We start from the raw sequence: 13,261 nt of genomic DNA, 5'->3' as shown, positions 1-13,261 counted from the left end.
CCTACGCCCAAGCGGCGGGGACTCTTCTGGTGATCTCGCACCAGACGGCCTTGGACGCGCCGTCGAAGAGGTCGCGGCGCAGGATGTAGGAGTCCCACCTGTCGGCGAGCATCTGCAGCAGCCTCAGCCCGCGACCGCTCTCGCTGGAGGGATCGTAGGCGTGGACGGCCCGCGTGTCCGGCGGCCGGGGGCTCGTGTCCCACACGGTCATCCGTAGTACGCCCCACTGCGACCAGCACAGGCGCAACTCGGCGTCGCCGGTGGTGTGGGTGATCGCGTTGGTCAGCATCTCGGCGGCCAGCAGCTCTGCCCGGCCCGCCAGTTCGCCCAGCCCGTGAGCGATGAGCGCGGCGCGCAGCGTGGCGCGGGCGACGCGGACGGCTCTCGGGTTGTGGGGCACGTGCAGGCGGTACTCGAACGGCTCGATGTCCGGTGCGGGGTGCGGTTGGGGTTGCGGGGAGGGAAGGGGCAGCAGCATGTCGCCTCCTGCGGTGGGGTGTTGGCGGCGGCCGGTGTCGATGCCGCGCATGCCCGTTTGGGCATGACGGTGCGCTTCCGGGGGCCGGATGCGGTTCGCTCTGTGAGTGCCGCGCAACTCAACGTAGGGGCCAAGCTTGGCCTCTGCAAGCTGGTCTGGGAAGTTCGCTCCATCGAGGCAGGACGTGCAACAGTGGCGCCGGAAGTCGCAGGAGGAGGGGGAGTTCATGGCGAGGCGGACGATTGTCACTGCCCGGCAGGAACGGCTGGGCGCTGAGCTGCGAAAGCTGCGTGAGCGGGTGGGAGTTACCGCCCGTGAGGCTGCTCAGGTCATCGGCTTCGACCAGGCGAAGATGTCACACCTTGAGGCGGGGCGGGTGGCGGCAGGCGAGGAGCGCCTACGCCGGTTGGCGGCTCACTACGGTGTGCTGGACGCCGGGTTGGTGGACGCTCTGGTCGCGATGGACGCTGAGCGACTACGCGGCTGGTGGGAAAAGTACCGGGGCCTTGTCGTGACGGCGTCGTTGGATCTGGCCGCCTTGGAGTGGCATGCGAAGAGCTTGCAGAGTCTGCAGACCATGCACGTTCCAGGCCTGCTGCAGACCGAGGCGTACATGCGAGCTCTCTTCAGGTACCTGAGCTCCGACTTTGCTCCGAGCGACCTCGAAGCGGTGATCGAGTTTCGTGCCCGACGGCAGGGGGTTCTCGATCGTGAGTGTCCCCCACCCTTCACGGCGATCGTTCACGAGGCCGCTCTCCGTGTCCTGGTCGGTGGCCGCAAGGTCGCGCGCGAGCAGCTGGACGTACTCCTGGAACGGTCGGAGTGCCCTCACGTAACGGTTCGGGTCGTCCCCTTCTCTGCCGACGGCTTCGCGGGCATGGGGTACTCGATGCTGTATGCGTCGAGCCCGGTCCAGCAGCTGGACACGGTCCAAGTCGATCACGTGCACGGCAGCGTCTTTCTGGACGCCGAGGAGCAGTTGGGTCACTACCGAGACCGCTGGAGCACAGTGGAGCTCTCAGCCCTGGGCCCTGGGGAGACGCGAGATTTCATTCGGCGCATCGCGCGAGACCTGGAGGAGTGAGGCATGCGTGAGGATTCCTGGCAGAAATCTTCGTTTTCCGGCAATGGGCCTGGCAACGAGTGTGTGGAGGTCGCCGTGTTCAGGAGCGCTTGGCAAAAGAGCTCTTTCTCCGGACCGGGACCGGACAATGCCTGCGTGGAGTTAGCTGCGTTCCACAGCGCACTGGGTCTGCGCGAGAGCGACGATCCGGGGACGGTCATAATCACCACCCCCGCCGCCCTCGCGGCACTCCTCCGCGCCGCGAAGGCACACCGCATCACGGCCCGACTGTGAACCCGGAGCCGGAGCCGGAGCCGATAGAGGGTCCGGCAAGGGGACGCGAGCCCCCTACCCCCGCCCCAGCGCGCGCGTGACCGTGATCTCGATGAGGACGCGGTCCGGGTTGGGGCTGGGCACCCGCCCGTACCGGACCGCGTAGCGGGACACCGCGTCGGCGATCGCATCCGTCTCCGTGCGGACGACCGCGCGACCTTCGAGCGTGGCCCAGCGCTTGCCCTCGTGCTGGCTCACAGCCACCCGCGCCCCGCCCGTCCCGGCGGCCGCCTGCACGTTGGCGACCTTGCGGCTGCTCTTGTTGGTGATGACGCGGGCGATGCCCGTCTCCGGGTCGTACGTGACACCTACCGGGACGACGTGCGGTGAGCCGTCCGGCCGGACGGTGGTCAGTGTGCAGACGTGCCGCTCGTGCCAGAAGGCGAGGTAGGCGGGGTCGAGCGCGTCGAGGTCGAGAGCCATGCGGGAAGCGTAGTTCGCCGGGCGCTCACGCGAAGTCGGAGGTGTCCAGGTCGAAGTCGAACGGTTCGGGGAGGGGGAGTGGTTTGCCGTACGGAACGGAATGGGTCTCGGCGTAGTCGCCGCCGGCCGGTTCGCTGAAGAGCGTCACGGTTGCTTCGTCCCGGTCCACGAGGAGGTAGAGGGGGATGCCGGCCAGTGCGTAGCAGTGGCGCTTGGTGACGCGGTCGCGATGAGCCTTGCTGCTGGTCACCTCGGCGACCATGGAAACGCCGTCGCAGGACATCCAGGTCGGGGCGCCGCGGAAGAGGCGCAGTTCCCGGGGAGCGAAGGTGGCGTCCGGGATGCCGTAGTTCTTGAGGCACTGGCCGCCTCGGGGCAGCTTCAACCCCTTGTTCCCCGAGCAGTCCATGTCCGTGCGTGACCGGCGGAGGACCTGCCGGACCAGTGTGCTCAGGTAGTCCTCGTGATCGCCGTCCGGTGCCGGTGACACAACGATCTCGCCCTCGATGAGCTCGGCCCGGAAACCCTCGGGGGTCTCCAGGGCGAGGAAGTAGTCCAGGAGGGTCTCTTCCTGCGTGGGCGGCGGCTCGTATGCCATGGCCGTCATGCTGCACCCCCTCGTGACCGGGGTCCAGCCTGCCCCGCCGTGTCTGGGTGGCGGCGCCGGACGCGGGCCGGTTCACTCGCAAGAGGGGCGACGAATCGCCGGACCGCCCTCCCGTCGACGCCTTGAGTGGAATAGACTCAACTTATCGCACGATAGTCGAGGCAAAGCTGTCGGGCTGGACGAAGGAGGAACGCAGGTCGTGGATGCCGAGCTGACCAACAAGAGCCGGGAGGCGCTGAGCGCCGCGAACGACCGGGCCGTATCGGCGGGGCACGCCGACCTGACGCCGGTGCACCTGCTGTTGGCCCTGCTCGCCGGGCAGGAGAACGAGAACGTGATGGACCTGCTGGCCGCCGCCGAGGCGGACGCCGCCGCGCTGCGGTCGGCGGCCGAACGGCAGCTCGCGGGCCTGCCGCGGGTGCAGGGCTCCACCGTCGCACCGCCGCAGCCGAACCGCGAGCTGATGGCCGTGCTCGCGGACGCGGCGGAGCGGGCCCGCGATCTCGGCGACGAGTACATCTCCACGGAGCACCTGCTCATCGCCCTCGCCGCCGAGGGCGGCCGGACCGGCGAGCTGCTGGCGCAGCAGGGCGCGTCGGCCGACAAGCTGCTGGCGGCGTTCGAGAGCGCGCGGGGCGGCCAGCGGGTGACGAGCCCCGACCCCGAGGGCACGTACAAGGCGCTGGAGAAGTTCGGCACGGACTTCACGGCCGCCGCCCGGGACGGCAAGCTCGACCCCGTCATCGGGCGCGACCACGAGATCCGGCGCGTGGTGCAGGTGCTCTCGCGCCGCACCAAGAACAACCCCGTCCTCATCGGCGAGCCCGGCGTCGGCAAGACGGCCGTCGTCGAGGGGCTCGCGCAGCGGATAGTGAAGGGCGACGTGCCGGAGTCGCTGAAGAACAAGCGGCTCGTCTCGCTCGACCTGGGCGCGATGGTCGCGGGCGCTAAGTACCGCGGGGAGTTCGAGGAGCGGCTCAAGACCGTCCTGGCGGAGATCAAGTCCAGCGACGGCCGGATCATCACGTTCATCGACGAGCTGCACACCGTGGTCGGGGCGGGCGCCGGCGGCGACTCCGCCATGGACGCCGGCAACATGCTCAAGCCCATGCTCGCCCGCGGCGAGCTGCGCATGGTCGGCGCGACCACGCTCGACGAGTACCGCGAGCGCATCGAGAAGGACGCCGCGCTGGAGCGCCGCTTCCAGCAGGTGATGGTCGCCGAGCCCTCCGTCGAGGACTCGATCGCGATCCTGCGCGGCCTCAAGGGGCGCTACGAGGCGCACCACAAGGTGCAGATCGCCGACTCGGCGCTGGTCGCCGCGGCGACGCTCTCCGACCGCTACATCACCTCCCGCTTCCTGCCCGACAAGGCCATCGACCTCGTCGACGAGGCGGCCTCCCGGCTGCGCATGGAGATCGACTCCTCGCCCGTGGAGATCGACGAGCTGCAGCGCGCCGTCGACCGGCTGAAGATGGAGGAGCTCGCCCTCAACAGCGAGTCCGACGCGGCAAGCAAGGAGCGGCTGGCCAAGCTGCGCCGCGACCTCGCCGACAAGGAGGAGGAGCTGCGGGGCCTGACCGCGCGCTGGGAGAAGGAGAAGCAGTCCCTCAACCGGGTCGGTGAGCTCAAGGAGCGCCTGGACGGCTTGCGGGTGCAGGCCGAGCGCGCCCAGCGCGACGGCGACTTCGACACGGCCTCCAAGCTGCTGTACGGGGAGATCCCCGCCGTGGAGCGGGAGCTGGCGGAGGCCGCCGAGGCCGAGGCCGAGGCGGAGCAGGAGGCCGCGGCGAAGGACCTCATGGTCAAGGAGGAGGTCGGCCCGGACGACATCGCCGACGTCGTCGCCTCCTGGACCGGCATTCCGGCCGGCCGTCTGCTGGAGGGCGAGACGCAGAAGCTGCTGCGCATGGAGGAGGAGCTGGGCAAGCGGCTCATCGGGCAGGCCGAGGCCGTACAGGCCGTGTCCGACGCCGTGCGGCGCAGCCGGGCCGGCATCGCCGACCCCGACCGGCCGACCGGCTCGTTCCTCTTCCTCGGCCCGACCGGCGTGGGCAAGACCGAGCTGGCCAAGGCGCTCGCGGACTTCCTCTTCGACGACGAGCGGGCGATGGTCCGCATCGACATGAGCGAGTACAGCGAGAAGCACTCGGTCGCCCGCCTGGTCGGCGCGCCCCCCGGCTACGTCGGCTACGAGGAAGGCGGCCAGCTCACCGAGGCCGTGCGCCGGCGCCCGTACTCCGTGATCCTGCTGGACGAGGTGGAGAAGGCCCACCACGAGGTCTTCGACATCCTGCTGCAGGTCCTGGACGACGGCCGGCTCACGGACGGGCAGGGCCGAACGGTGGACTTCCGCAACACCATCCTCATCCTCACCTCCAACCTCGGCTCCACCTACCTGGTGGACCCGCTGCTTGACGAGGCGCGGAAGAAGGAGAAGGTGCTGGAGACGGTCCGCGGGTCCTTCCGGCCCGAGTTCCTCAACCGCCTCGACGACATCGTCGTCTTCCACCCCCTCGGCACCGGCCAGCTGGAGCGGATCGCCCGGATCCAGATCGGCCACCTGCAGCGGCGCCTCGCCGACCGCCGGCTCACGCTCGATGTCACGGACGCCGCGCTGCGGTGGCTGGCACGGCTGGGCGCCCCCGAGGAGGAGGGCGGCGCCGGGCCCGACCTCACCTACGGCGCCCGGCCCCTGCGCCGCCTGGTCCAGACGGCGATCGGCGACCGGCTCGCCCGCGCGATCCTGGCCGGGGACGTGCGCGACGGCGACACGGTCCGTGTCGACGTCTCGGAAGGGGCGGATGCGCTCACTGTTTCGCCCGTGCACACAGGGGCTGCCGCGAAAACGCTCTGACATCCGGCCCGGCGGGGGTACCAGCCCCCGCCCGGGATGGGGGAGGATGGCGGGAGACCGTACGAAGGGAAGAAAACGGTGAGCATCGACCCGTCCTCGATTCCTAATTTCGGGGGCCAGCCCGAACCGCAGCCTGAGGCGGGCCCGACAGGCCCCGTCATCCCCGACCAGGACCTGGTCAAGCAGCTCCTGGAGCAGATGGAGCTGAAGTACGTCGTGGACGACGAGGGTGACCTCGCCGCGCCGTGGGAGCAGTTCCGGACGTACTTCATGTTCCGGGGCGAAGAGGAGCAGCAGGTCTTCTCCGTGCGGACGTTCTACGACCGCCCGCACGGCATCGAGGAGAAGTCCAGGCTCCTCGAGGTCATCGACGACTGGAACCGTCGCACGCTGTGGCCCAAGCTCTACACCCACACCCACGACGACGGCACCGTCCGCCTCATCGGTGAGGCGCAGATGCTGATCGGCGTCGGGGTCGCGCTGGAGCACTTCGTGTCCAGCACGGTCAGCTGGGTGCGTGCCTCGATCGAGTTCGACAAGTGGCTCGTCGAGCAGCTCGGCCTGGAGGCCGACATCGAGTCCGAAGGCGACGACAAGCCGGACGACGACGAGGCGTAAGCCTGTCCGGTGTCACCGCCACCGCGGTCACATCGGGACCCTGGCCACGGCCAGCAGGTACGTTCCGTAGAAGAACGACAGCCCGGCCAGCGCGCCCGCCGTCACGGCGACCGTGCGCGGCCGGGCCTTCGCCATGGCCAGGGCCGCAGGCAGCAGCAGCGGGAAGGCCGGCAGCAGGAAGCGCGGCTTGGACGCGAAGTAGCTGGAGCCGCCGACCGCGATGACCGTCAGCACCAGCGCGTACACCAGCAGCGCGGCGGGCGGCCGGTCCAGGGCCAGGAACACCAGCGCGACCACCGCCACGGCCAGGATCGCCAGCGTCATGTAGTACGCCATGTAGTCGCGCGCGATGATCAGGTGCCGGATGAAGCGGAAGGCGTCCCTTCCGAAGTCGAAGCGCGAGCCCCACAGCCGCTGCACGTGGAAGTAGCCCAGCGGACCGCCGCCGGAGCGGAAGCCGGCCCAGACGATGTAGCCCGCCCAGCCCACCGGCGCGATGGCGGCGCCCGTCCACACCCGCCAGTCGCCGCGGGCCGGCCGGTCCCGTCGCAGGGTGAGCGCGGCGGCACAGGCGAGGGCGGCGGCGACGGCGATGGCGTTGGGGCGGGAGAGCCCGGCCAGCAGGGCCAGCACCCCCGACCACAGCCGGCGGCCGGTCAGCGCCGCGTACAGGGCCCAGGCCGCGAGGGCCGTCATCAGGGACTCCGTGTAGGCCATGGTCTGCACGATCGCGTGCGGCAGCAGTCCCCACAGCAGCACCAGCAGCGTCCCCACCCGCCGCCCGTGCAGCCGCTCGCCGACCGCGTAGACGCCCCAGGCCGCCGCTCCCGCGCAGGCCCACGAGACGAGCAGCCCGGCGCTGACGACGGTCAGCGGGAGCACGCTCGCCACGGCCCGCACCAGACCGGGGTAGAGCGGGAAGAAGGCCAGGTCGTTGAAGATGACGCCGCGTGTGGTGGGGGACGGCAGGATCGTGCCGTAGCCGTTGCGGGCGATGCCCGTGTACCAGATGCCGTCCCAGAGGTGGCCGAGCAGCGTGCGCGGGTGCTTGCCGATGTACCAGGCCCACGCGGCCATCACCACCATGCCGCTCAGCCGTGCGGCGGCGTACAGCCCGAGCGCCGGCAGGGCCCGCCGCAGCGCTTCGCGCACCCGGTCCGCACGGCGGGAACGGGCGGTGCGCCGTGGCCCGGGGGCTCGGACGGGTGCTGCGTCGTGCTGAACGGCTGGGCCGGCGGACACGGTCGCACCTCCGGTGCTGGGACGGGTCGTGGAGGCATACCGGCGGCATCCCGGCGGCATACCGACCATGCGGCCGATGCCTCGCGCGCGCGAGGCGGAACGCCCGTAAGCGGTGCACCTTCCACCCGCTCGGCTGCACGGCGGAGTGTCGGCGTGCGACACCGGCCCACCGTGTGCTGTGCGGCCGCGGTGTGCTGTGCCGCCGCTGTGTCCCCGCCTAGGGTGAAGCCCGATCGCCTGAACTGATGTTGCAACCTTGGGGAGAGCGGGATTCGAATGGCTATGGACACAGTGGACGCCGCGGGCACGGGCTGGAGCCCCGCGGGGCGGGTGCGGGGCATGGGCACGTCGATCTTCACGGAGATGACCGAGCTGGCCAGGCGCACGGGAGCGGTCAACCTGGGCCAGGGGGTGCCCGAGCTCGACAGCCCCGGCCCGCTGTTGCGGGACGTCGCGGAGGCGGTGCTCGCGGGGGCCAACCAGTACCCGCCCGCCTACGGCTTCCCCGCGCTGCGCGAGGCGATCGCCTCGCACCAGCGCCGCCGGTACGGGCTGCAGTACGCGCCGCAGGGCGAGGTCCTGGTGACCACCGGCGCGACGGAGGCCCTGGCGGCGGTGCTGCTGGGCCTGTGCGACCCGGGCGACGAGGTCATCGCCTTCGACCCCTGCTACGACGCCTATCCGGCGGTGGCGCGCTTCGCCGGCGCCCGGCTCGTGCCCGTGCCGCTGGCCGAGGACGGCGAGGGGTTCGTACTCGACGAGGACGCGCTGCGCGCCGCCGTCACCGGCCGCACCCGCGTCCTGGTGCTCAACACGCCGCACAACCCCACGGGCAAGGTGTTCAGCGCCGGGGAGCTGGCCGTCGTCGCCGGGATCTGCCGGGAGCACGACCTGACGGTGGTGACCGACGAGGTCTACGAGCACCTGGTCTACGACGGTGCCGTGCACCGCACCATCGCCGCCCTGCCGGGGATGCGGGAGCGGACGCTGACGATCTCCTCGGCGGGCAAGACCTTCAACGTCACCGGGTGGAAGGTCGGCTGGGTGTGCGGGCCGGCCCGCCTGGTGGGGGCAGTGGCGTCGGTGAAGCAGTTCCTCACCTACGCCTCCGGTACGCCGTACCAGGAGGCCCTCGCGCGGGCACTGGGGGGCGTGGAGGAGTGGGCCACGGAGCTCCGGGGCATTCTGCGCCGCAATCGGGACCTGCTGAGCGACGGGCTCGCGCGTGCGGGCCTGCGCCCCTATCGCGCGGACGCCGGATATTTCGTCCAGGCGGACATCCGCGCATGGGGGCACGCGGACGGCGTGCGATTCTGCCGCGAACTACCGTCGCGCGCCGGGGTAGTGGCCATTCCCACGTCCGCCTTCCAAATGCGCCCGGACGCCCCGTCCTATCTGGTGCGTTTCTCCTTCTGCAGGCGGGAGAAGTCGGTGGCCGAGGCCGTCGAGAAGCTGATGGCCGCTGTTTGACCAGTGGATTTGCAAGCGGCCCGGGTCCGCCCGCATATGCGCCCGGCCCGTCTCCGACTACCGTCGGGGAACCGGTCGGTTGAACATTTGAACTGCATGGCGCCCGCGTGGATGGAAAGTTGCAGATGATGGGTAAAACTGCTGTGCACGCCGCTCATTCGTGATTCCCTCTGATTCAGAGCCACGTTGACCACTTTGAGAGACAACTCCTGGGAATCCCCGCAACCCGGAAACGCACCCGCCGGAACGGAACCGAGGAGCTCAAATGTGGGCATGAGCCGGCGCACCCGAAGGAATCTGGTCCTCCGCGGGGCGGGCCGGCCCACCCTCCACTGCTCGTTCGCGGAGCCGACCCATGCTCACCACCCTCAAGACCACCTACACCGATACCCGCGCCGCCGATCTCGCCTGGTGTCTGGGCAAGGAACCCCTTCCCGCGCTGGCGGTCCTCGATCTCCAGCTGGACGAGTCGGCGGTGCAACTGCGCCTGCTGGGCGCTTCCCATCAGGTCATACTCGAAGAGGAGTGCGGAGTCTGTTCGGAAACGGTCGCCTGCATACCCGGCAGCAGCACCCCGCTGCCCCTCGGAGTCGCCAAGCGCGTCGGCGCATGGGAGTACGAATTCGCGGCGCGCGTCGAGACCCTTTCGAGAAGCTCGTTCGCGGGCCGGGCGCAGGAGTTGCTGGCGCTGGTCGCGGAACACCCCCACGGCCTGGCCGGGACCTTCCCGGGCGATCCCCACGCCTTCACCGCGCTGCTCGCCCAGCGCCGCGAGGACCAGATAAGTTGGCGCACCTGGCACGCGTATCCCCAGGAAGGGCGGCTGGTCGCCACCCGGACCCGAGTGGGAGTGCGGACGGCCGCCCCGCTGTGAAGGGCACCCGGTCACCCAGCGGCTCCCCCGGCCACCGCTGGGAGGTGGCCCCAGCATTAAACCCGTGTGGGTGACAAGGGGGTACCCCTTCGTGACGTAGCGTTCCGGCATGGCCCACCGCCCGGTACCAGCGCGGCTGCCCGTACCGGCCGGGCTCGGCCGCCTCCTCGTCCTGACCACGGTCTTCATCTGCGCCGCCTGCGGGCTGGTGTACGAGCTCGAACTGGTCGCACTGGCCTCCTACCTGCTCGGTGACTCCGTCACCCAGGCCTCCGTCGTGCTGTCGGTCATGGTCTTCGCCATGGGCGTCGGCTCGCTGCTCGCCAAGCGGCTGCGCGGACGCGCGGCCCTGGGCTTCGCCGCCGTGGAGGCGGTGCTGGCGCTGACGGGCGGACTCTCGGCCATGGCGCTGTACGCCTGTTTCGCCTGGTACGGCCAGGCACGGCCGGCCCTGGTGGGGTTCTCGCTCGCGATCGGGGTGCTGATCGGGGCCGAGGTACCGCTGCTGATGACCTTGATCCAGCGCATCCGCCGCCAGGACGCGGGCTGCGCGGTCGCCGACCTCTTCGCCGCCGACTACGTGGGCGCCCTCGTCGGCGGGCTCGCCTTCCCCTTCCTTCTGCTGCCCGTGCTCGGGCAGTTGACGGGCGCGCTGCTGACCGGGGCGGTCAACGCCGTCGCCGGCGGGGCGCTGGTGCTGTGGCTCTTCCGCGGCGACCTCTCCAGACGGGCGCGCTGGACGCTGCTGACGGCCAACGGCCTGGTGCTGGTGGTGCTGGCCGTCTGCTCGGTGCTCACCGGCCCCTTCGAGCGGGCCGCACGGCATGCCGTCTACGGGGCGGACGTGCGGGTCGCCGTGCACAGCGAGGTCCAGGAAGTCGTGCTGACCGGCGGGGGCGCGAGCGGCCGGCCGCTCTCCCTCTTCCTCGACGGCCGGCTGCGCGTCGGCGGCGACGAACTCCGCTACCACGAGGCGCTCGTCCACCCCGCCATGAGCGGGCCGCACCGCCGCGTCCTCGTCCTCGGCGGTGGCGACGGCCTCGCCGTGCGCGAGGTGCTGCGGCACGGGGACGTCGCCTCCGTGACCGTCGTCGAGCTCGACCCCGCCGTGGTGCGGCTGGCCCGCACCGATCCGGAGCTGGCCGCCCTCAATCACGGCGCCTACCGCGACCCGCGCGTACGGGCCGTGGCGGCCGACGCGTTCGACTGGCTGCGGGAGGCGCGTGGCGGCGCCGGGGGCCCGTACGACGTGGTGATCTCCGACCTGCCCGATCCCGGGCTCACCCCCAGCACCAAGCTGTACTCGCAGGAGTTCTACGGCCTGGTGGCCCGCGCGCTGGCCCCCGGCGGGCGCATGGCGGTGCACGGCGGCGATCCCGGCGTCCGCCCGCACTCCTTCTGGACCGTGGACGCCACGGTCCGCTCGGTGGGGATGCGGACCGCGCCCTACCGGGTCCAGGCGCTGCCCGCGCCGCGCAGTGAGCGGCAGGGATGGGGGTTCGTGCTCGCCTCCCGCTCGCCCGTGCGGCTCGAGCCGCACGGCGCCGGGCCGTACGTACAGCCCCTGCCCGGCCAGGCGGGGCTGCTGCCGTCAACCCTGATGCACCCGCGCTACGCGGGATGAGGGCGCAGGGAGGCGCGGAACGCGCCGGGTGAGAGGCCCGCGCGGTGCTGGAAGAACTTGGAGAAGTTCGCGGCGTCGTCGAAGCCGAGCCGCTCGGTGATCCGCGCGGCGGGCAGGTCGCTGTGCGCCAGCAGCCGCTTGGCCTCCAGCATCACCCGCCGGTCGATGAACTCCTTCGCCCCCACCCCGGCCCCCGCCATCGTGGCCCGCGAGAGGGTGCGGGGCGCGTAGCCGAGCGTCCGGGCGTAGTCGGCGACGCGGTGGTGGGTGGTGAAACCGCGCTCGACGGCGGCGCGGAAGCGCACGAAGGTGTCGCCGGGGGCGGGCAGGCCGCTCACTCCGGCGGTGGCGTGGGCGAGGCGCAGCACCAGCACGGACAGCAGGTGGCGCAGGACGTCCGTGCGGATGCCGGCGGGCAGGTGGCCGCCGGTGCGGAAGTCGGTGGCCAGATGGCGCACGGCACAGAAGACGGCCTCCCGGTCACCGCCCGCAGGCCGCCACAGCACCGGGCGGAAAGGGTCGTCGGCCGCTTCGGAGACCGCCGTGCCGGGCGGCAGGAAGCCGGGCTGGACGAGGACGACGGTGCCCTCGAGCGCGGCGGCGTCCCCGTGGTCCCCGAACTGCTGGACCTGGCCGGGCCGCACCCAGAGCACCGAACCGGCGTCGAGGGCATGGGTGGTGAAGTCGACGGTGTGGGTGGCGGCGCCGGAGTCGACGGCGATGATCTGATGGAAGTCCAGCCGCTGCGGCCTGGGCAGCAGACCCTCGGGAGCGCGCTCGCGCAACCCGGCGAGGGTGAGCACCTCCAGGCCCGCCGGGGTGCCGGGCGGGGCGTCGTAGGCGAGCTGCACAATCTCGCCGTCCGGATCCGCGTGTCGTTTTTTCACCATAGGAAGACGCGAGCCTACCTGGCCGCTGCCGGATGTCGGTCATAGCGTGGTCAACCAGTACAACGATGGTTCAACACGCAACAGGAGACTCCCATGGCGAAGATCGCCCTCTTCGGCGCCACCGGAACGATCGGCAGCCGCGTCCTGCGCGAGGCGCTGGACCGGGGCCACCAGGTCACGGCCGCCGTCCGCGAGCCCTCGAAGCTCACCGAGCGGCACCCCCGCCTCACCGTCGTCACCGGTGACGTCCTCGACGCGGCCTCGGTCGCCGCGGTGGCCGAAGGCCAGGACGTCGTCGTCAGCGCGGTCGGCGGCGGCGACGGCCCCGGCCACGTCGCGACCATCGAGCCCGCCGCCAAGTCCCTGGTCACCGGTCTGCGCCGGCTCGGCGACGCCGCCCCGCGGCTCATCACCGTCGGCGGCGCCGGTTCGCTGCGCACACCGGACGGCAAGCAGGTCTGGGACGCCGAGGGGCTGCCGGAGTTCCTGCTGCAGATCATGCACGCCCACGGTGACGCGCTGGACTACTACCGGACCGTCTCCGACATCCGCTGGACCAACGTCAGCCCCGCCGCCCAGATCGCGCCCGGCGAGCGGACGGGTACGTACCGCACGGCGCTGGACGAGCTCGTCACGGACGCGCAGGGCACGAGCCGGATCTCGGCCGAGGACTACGCGGTGGCGCTGATCGACGAGATCGAGACGCCGAAGCACATCGGTGAGCGGTTCACTGTCGGAGACTGACCGTCTTCTGACGGAAAGTTCGATCGGATTCGACCGGG

At 71.2% G+C, this 13,261-nt stretch carries 13 protein-coding genes; 8 read left to right on the top strand and 5 right to left on the bottom strand.

Annotated features, from left to right (window positions below):
• Position 1: 1 nt before the first annotated feature.
• Positions 2-478, bottom strand: a complete 477-nt coding sequence (locus AB0F13_RS06820; RefSeq protein WP_362076330.1) for an ATP-binding protein — start codon at positions 476-478, stop codon at positions 2-4.
• Positions 479-704: 226 nt separating this feature from the next.
• Here AB0F13_RS06820 and AB0F13_RS06815 point away from each other — a divergent pair, with 226 nt between their 5' ends.
• Positions 705-1,562 carry a helix-turn-helix transcriptional regulator gene (locus AB0F13_RS06815; RefSeq protein ID WP_362076327.1) on the top strand — a complete coding sequence of 286 codons (858 nt, stop codon included), beginning with the start codon at positions 705-707 and terminating at the stop codon, positions 1,560-1,562.
• Positions 1,563-1,565: 3 nt separating this feature from the next.
• A complete protein-coding gene (locus AB0F13_RS06810; RefSeq protein WP_362076324.1) occupies positions 1,566-1,835 on the top strand; it encodes a DUF397 domain-containing protein in 270 nt (89 codons plus the stop codon).
• Between the two features lie 54 nt (positions 1,836-1,889).
• Here the strand turns inward: AB0F13_RS06810 and AB0F13_RS06805 are convergent, their stop codons facing one another.
• Positions 1,890-2,297, bottom strand: a complete 408-nt coding sequence (locus AB0F13_RS06805; RefSeq protein ID WP_362076321.1) for a TIGR03618 family F420-dependent PPOX class oxidoreductase — start codon at positions 2,295-2,297, stop codon at positions 1,890-1,892.
• 25 nt (positions 2,298-2,322) lie between these two features.
• Positions 2,323-2,895 (bottom strand): Uma2 family endonuclease, encoded by a 573-nt coding sequence (locus AB0F13_RS06800; protein ID WP_362077171.1) that lies wholly within the window; start codon positions 2,893-2,895, stop codon positions 2,323-2,325.
• A gap of 208 nt (positions 2,896-3,103) precedes the next feature.
• Here AB0F13_RS06800 and clpB point away from each other — a divergent pair, with 208 nt between their 5' ends.
• Positions 3,104-5,761, top strand: coding sequence for an ATP-dependent chaperone ClpB (clpB, locus tag AB0F13_RS06795; protein WP_362076318.1), 2,658 nt, complete (start codon positions 3,104-3,106; stop codon positions 5,759-5,761).
• Between the two features lie 78 nt (positions 5,762-5,839).
• Positions 5,840-6,379, top strand: coding sequence for a YbjN domain-containing protein (locus AB0F13_RS06790; RefSeq protein ID WP_362076315.1), 540 nt, complete (start codon positions 5,840-5,842; stop codon positions 6,377-6,379).
• A 27-nt stretch (positions 6,380-6,406) separates the two neighbouring features.
• On the opposite strand, the gene AB0F13_RS06785 is transcribed toward AB0F13_RS06790, so the two are convergent.
• Complete coding sequence (locus tag AB0F13_RS06785) at positions 6,407-7,621, bottom strand: hypothetical protein (RefSeq protein ID WP_362076312.1); 1,215 nt, start codon at positions 7,619-7,621, stop codon at positions 6,407-6,409.
• Positions 7,622-7,903: 282 nt separating this feature from the next.
• Here AB0F13_RS06785 and AB0F13_RS06780 point away from each other — a divergent pair, with 282 nt between their 5' ends.
• The 3 genes from AB0F13_RS06780 (at position 7,904) to AB0F13_RS06770 (ending at position 11,589) form a co-directional block, all read left to right on the top strand.
• Positions 7,904-9,091, top strand: a complete 1,188-nt coding sequence (locus tag AB0F13_RS06780) for an aminotransferase class I/II-fold pyridoxal phosphate-dependent enzyme (protein ID WP_362077169.1) — start codon at positions 7,904-7,906, stop codon at positions 9,089-9,091.
• A 355-nt stretch (positions 9,092-9,446) separates the two neighbouring features.
• Positions 9,447-9,965 (top strand): DUF2617 family protein, encoded by a 519-nt coding sequence (locus AB0F13_RS06775; RefSeq protein ID WP_362076309.1) that lies wholly within the window; start codon positions 9,447-9,449, stop codon positions 9,963-9,965.
• A gap of 109 nt (positions 9,966-10,074) precedes the next feature.
• Positions 10,075-11,589, top strand: a complete 1,515-nt coding sequence (locus AB0F13_RS06770) for a polyamine aminopropyltransferase (RefSeq protein WP_362076306.1) — start codon at positions 10,075-10,077, stop codon at positions 11,587-11,589.
• Here the strand turns inward: AB0F13_RS06770 and AB0F13_RS06765 are convergent.
• The gene (locus tag AB0F13_RS06765) at positions 11,577-12,479 is read right to left on the bottom strand and encodes an AraC family transcriptional regulator (protein WP_362076303.1); all 903 of its coding nucleotides are present in this window, start codon (positions 12,477-12,479) and stop codon (positions 11,577-11,579) included. The two genes, AB0F13_RS06770 and AB0F13_RS06765, sit on opposite strands and share 13 nt — an antisense overlap.
• Before the next feature lie 93 nt (positions 12,480-12,572).
• Here AB0F13_RS06765 and AB0F13_RS06760 point away from each other — a divergent pair, with 93 nt between their 5' ends.
• A complete protein-coding gene (locus tag AB0F13_RS06760) occupies positions 12,573-13,223 on the top strand; it encodes an NAD(P)H-binding protein (RefSeq protein WP_362076300.1) in 651 nt (216 codons plus the stop codon).
• Positions 13,224-13,261: the final 38 nt, after the last annotated feature.

Origin of the sequence: Streptomyces sp. NPDC026206 (assembly GCF_040638465.1) — a bacterium.
GTDB lineage: Bacteria > Actinomycetota > Actinomycetes > Streptomycetales > Streptomycetaceae > Streptomyces.
Note: the sequence above shows the minus strand (reverse complement) of the source record. Positions and strands in the feature narration are given on the sequence as shown.

Bases quoted from the DNA above. Each gene is read 5' to 3' on its own strand.
- AB0F13_RS06800 (WP_362077171.1), bottom strand. From the start codon at position 2,895: ATGGCATACGAGCCGCCGCCCACGCAGGAAGAGACCCTCCTGGACTAC.
- AB0F13_RS06820 (WP_362076330.1), bottom strand. From the start codon at position 478: ATGCTGCTGCCCCTTCCCTCCCCGCAACCCCAACCGCACCCCGCACCG.
- AB0F13_RS06770 (WP_362076306.1), top strand. From the start codon at position 10,075: ATGGCCCACCGCCCGGTACCAGCGCGGCTGCCCGTACCGGCCGGGCTC.
- AB0F13_RS06775 (WP_362076309.1), top strand. From the start codon at position 9,447: ATGCTCACCACCCTCAAGACCACCTACACCGATACCCGCGCCGCCGAT.
- AB0F13_RS06780 (WP_362077169.1), top strand. From the start codon at position 7,904: ATGGACACAGTGGACGCCGCGGGCACGGGCTGGAGCCCCGCGGGGCGG.
- AB0F13_RS06765 (WP_362076303.1), bottom strand. From the start codon at position 12,479: ATGGTGAAAAAACGACACGCGGATCCGGACGGCGAGATTGTGCAGCTC.
- AB0F13_RS06815 (WP_362076327.1), top strand. From the start codon at position 705: ATGGCGAGGCGGACGATTGTCACTGCCCGGCAGGAACGGCTGGGCGCT.
- AB0F13_RS06760 (WP_362076300.1), top strand. From the start codon at position 12,573: ATGGCGAAGATCGCCCTCTTCGGCGCCACCGGAACGATCGGCAGCCGC.
- AB0F13_RS06805 (WP_362076321.1), bottom strand. From the start codon at position 2,297: ATGGCTCTCGACCTCGACGCGCTCGACCCCGCCTACCTCGCCTTCTGG.
- AB0F13_RS06810 (WP_362076324.1), top strand. From the start codon at position 1,566: ATGCGTGAGGATTCCTGGCAGAAATCTTCGTTTTCCGGCAATGGGCCT.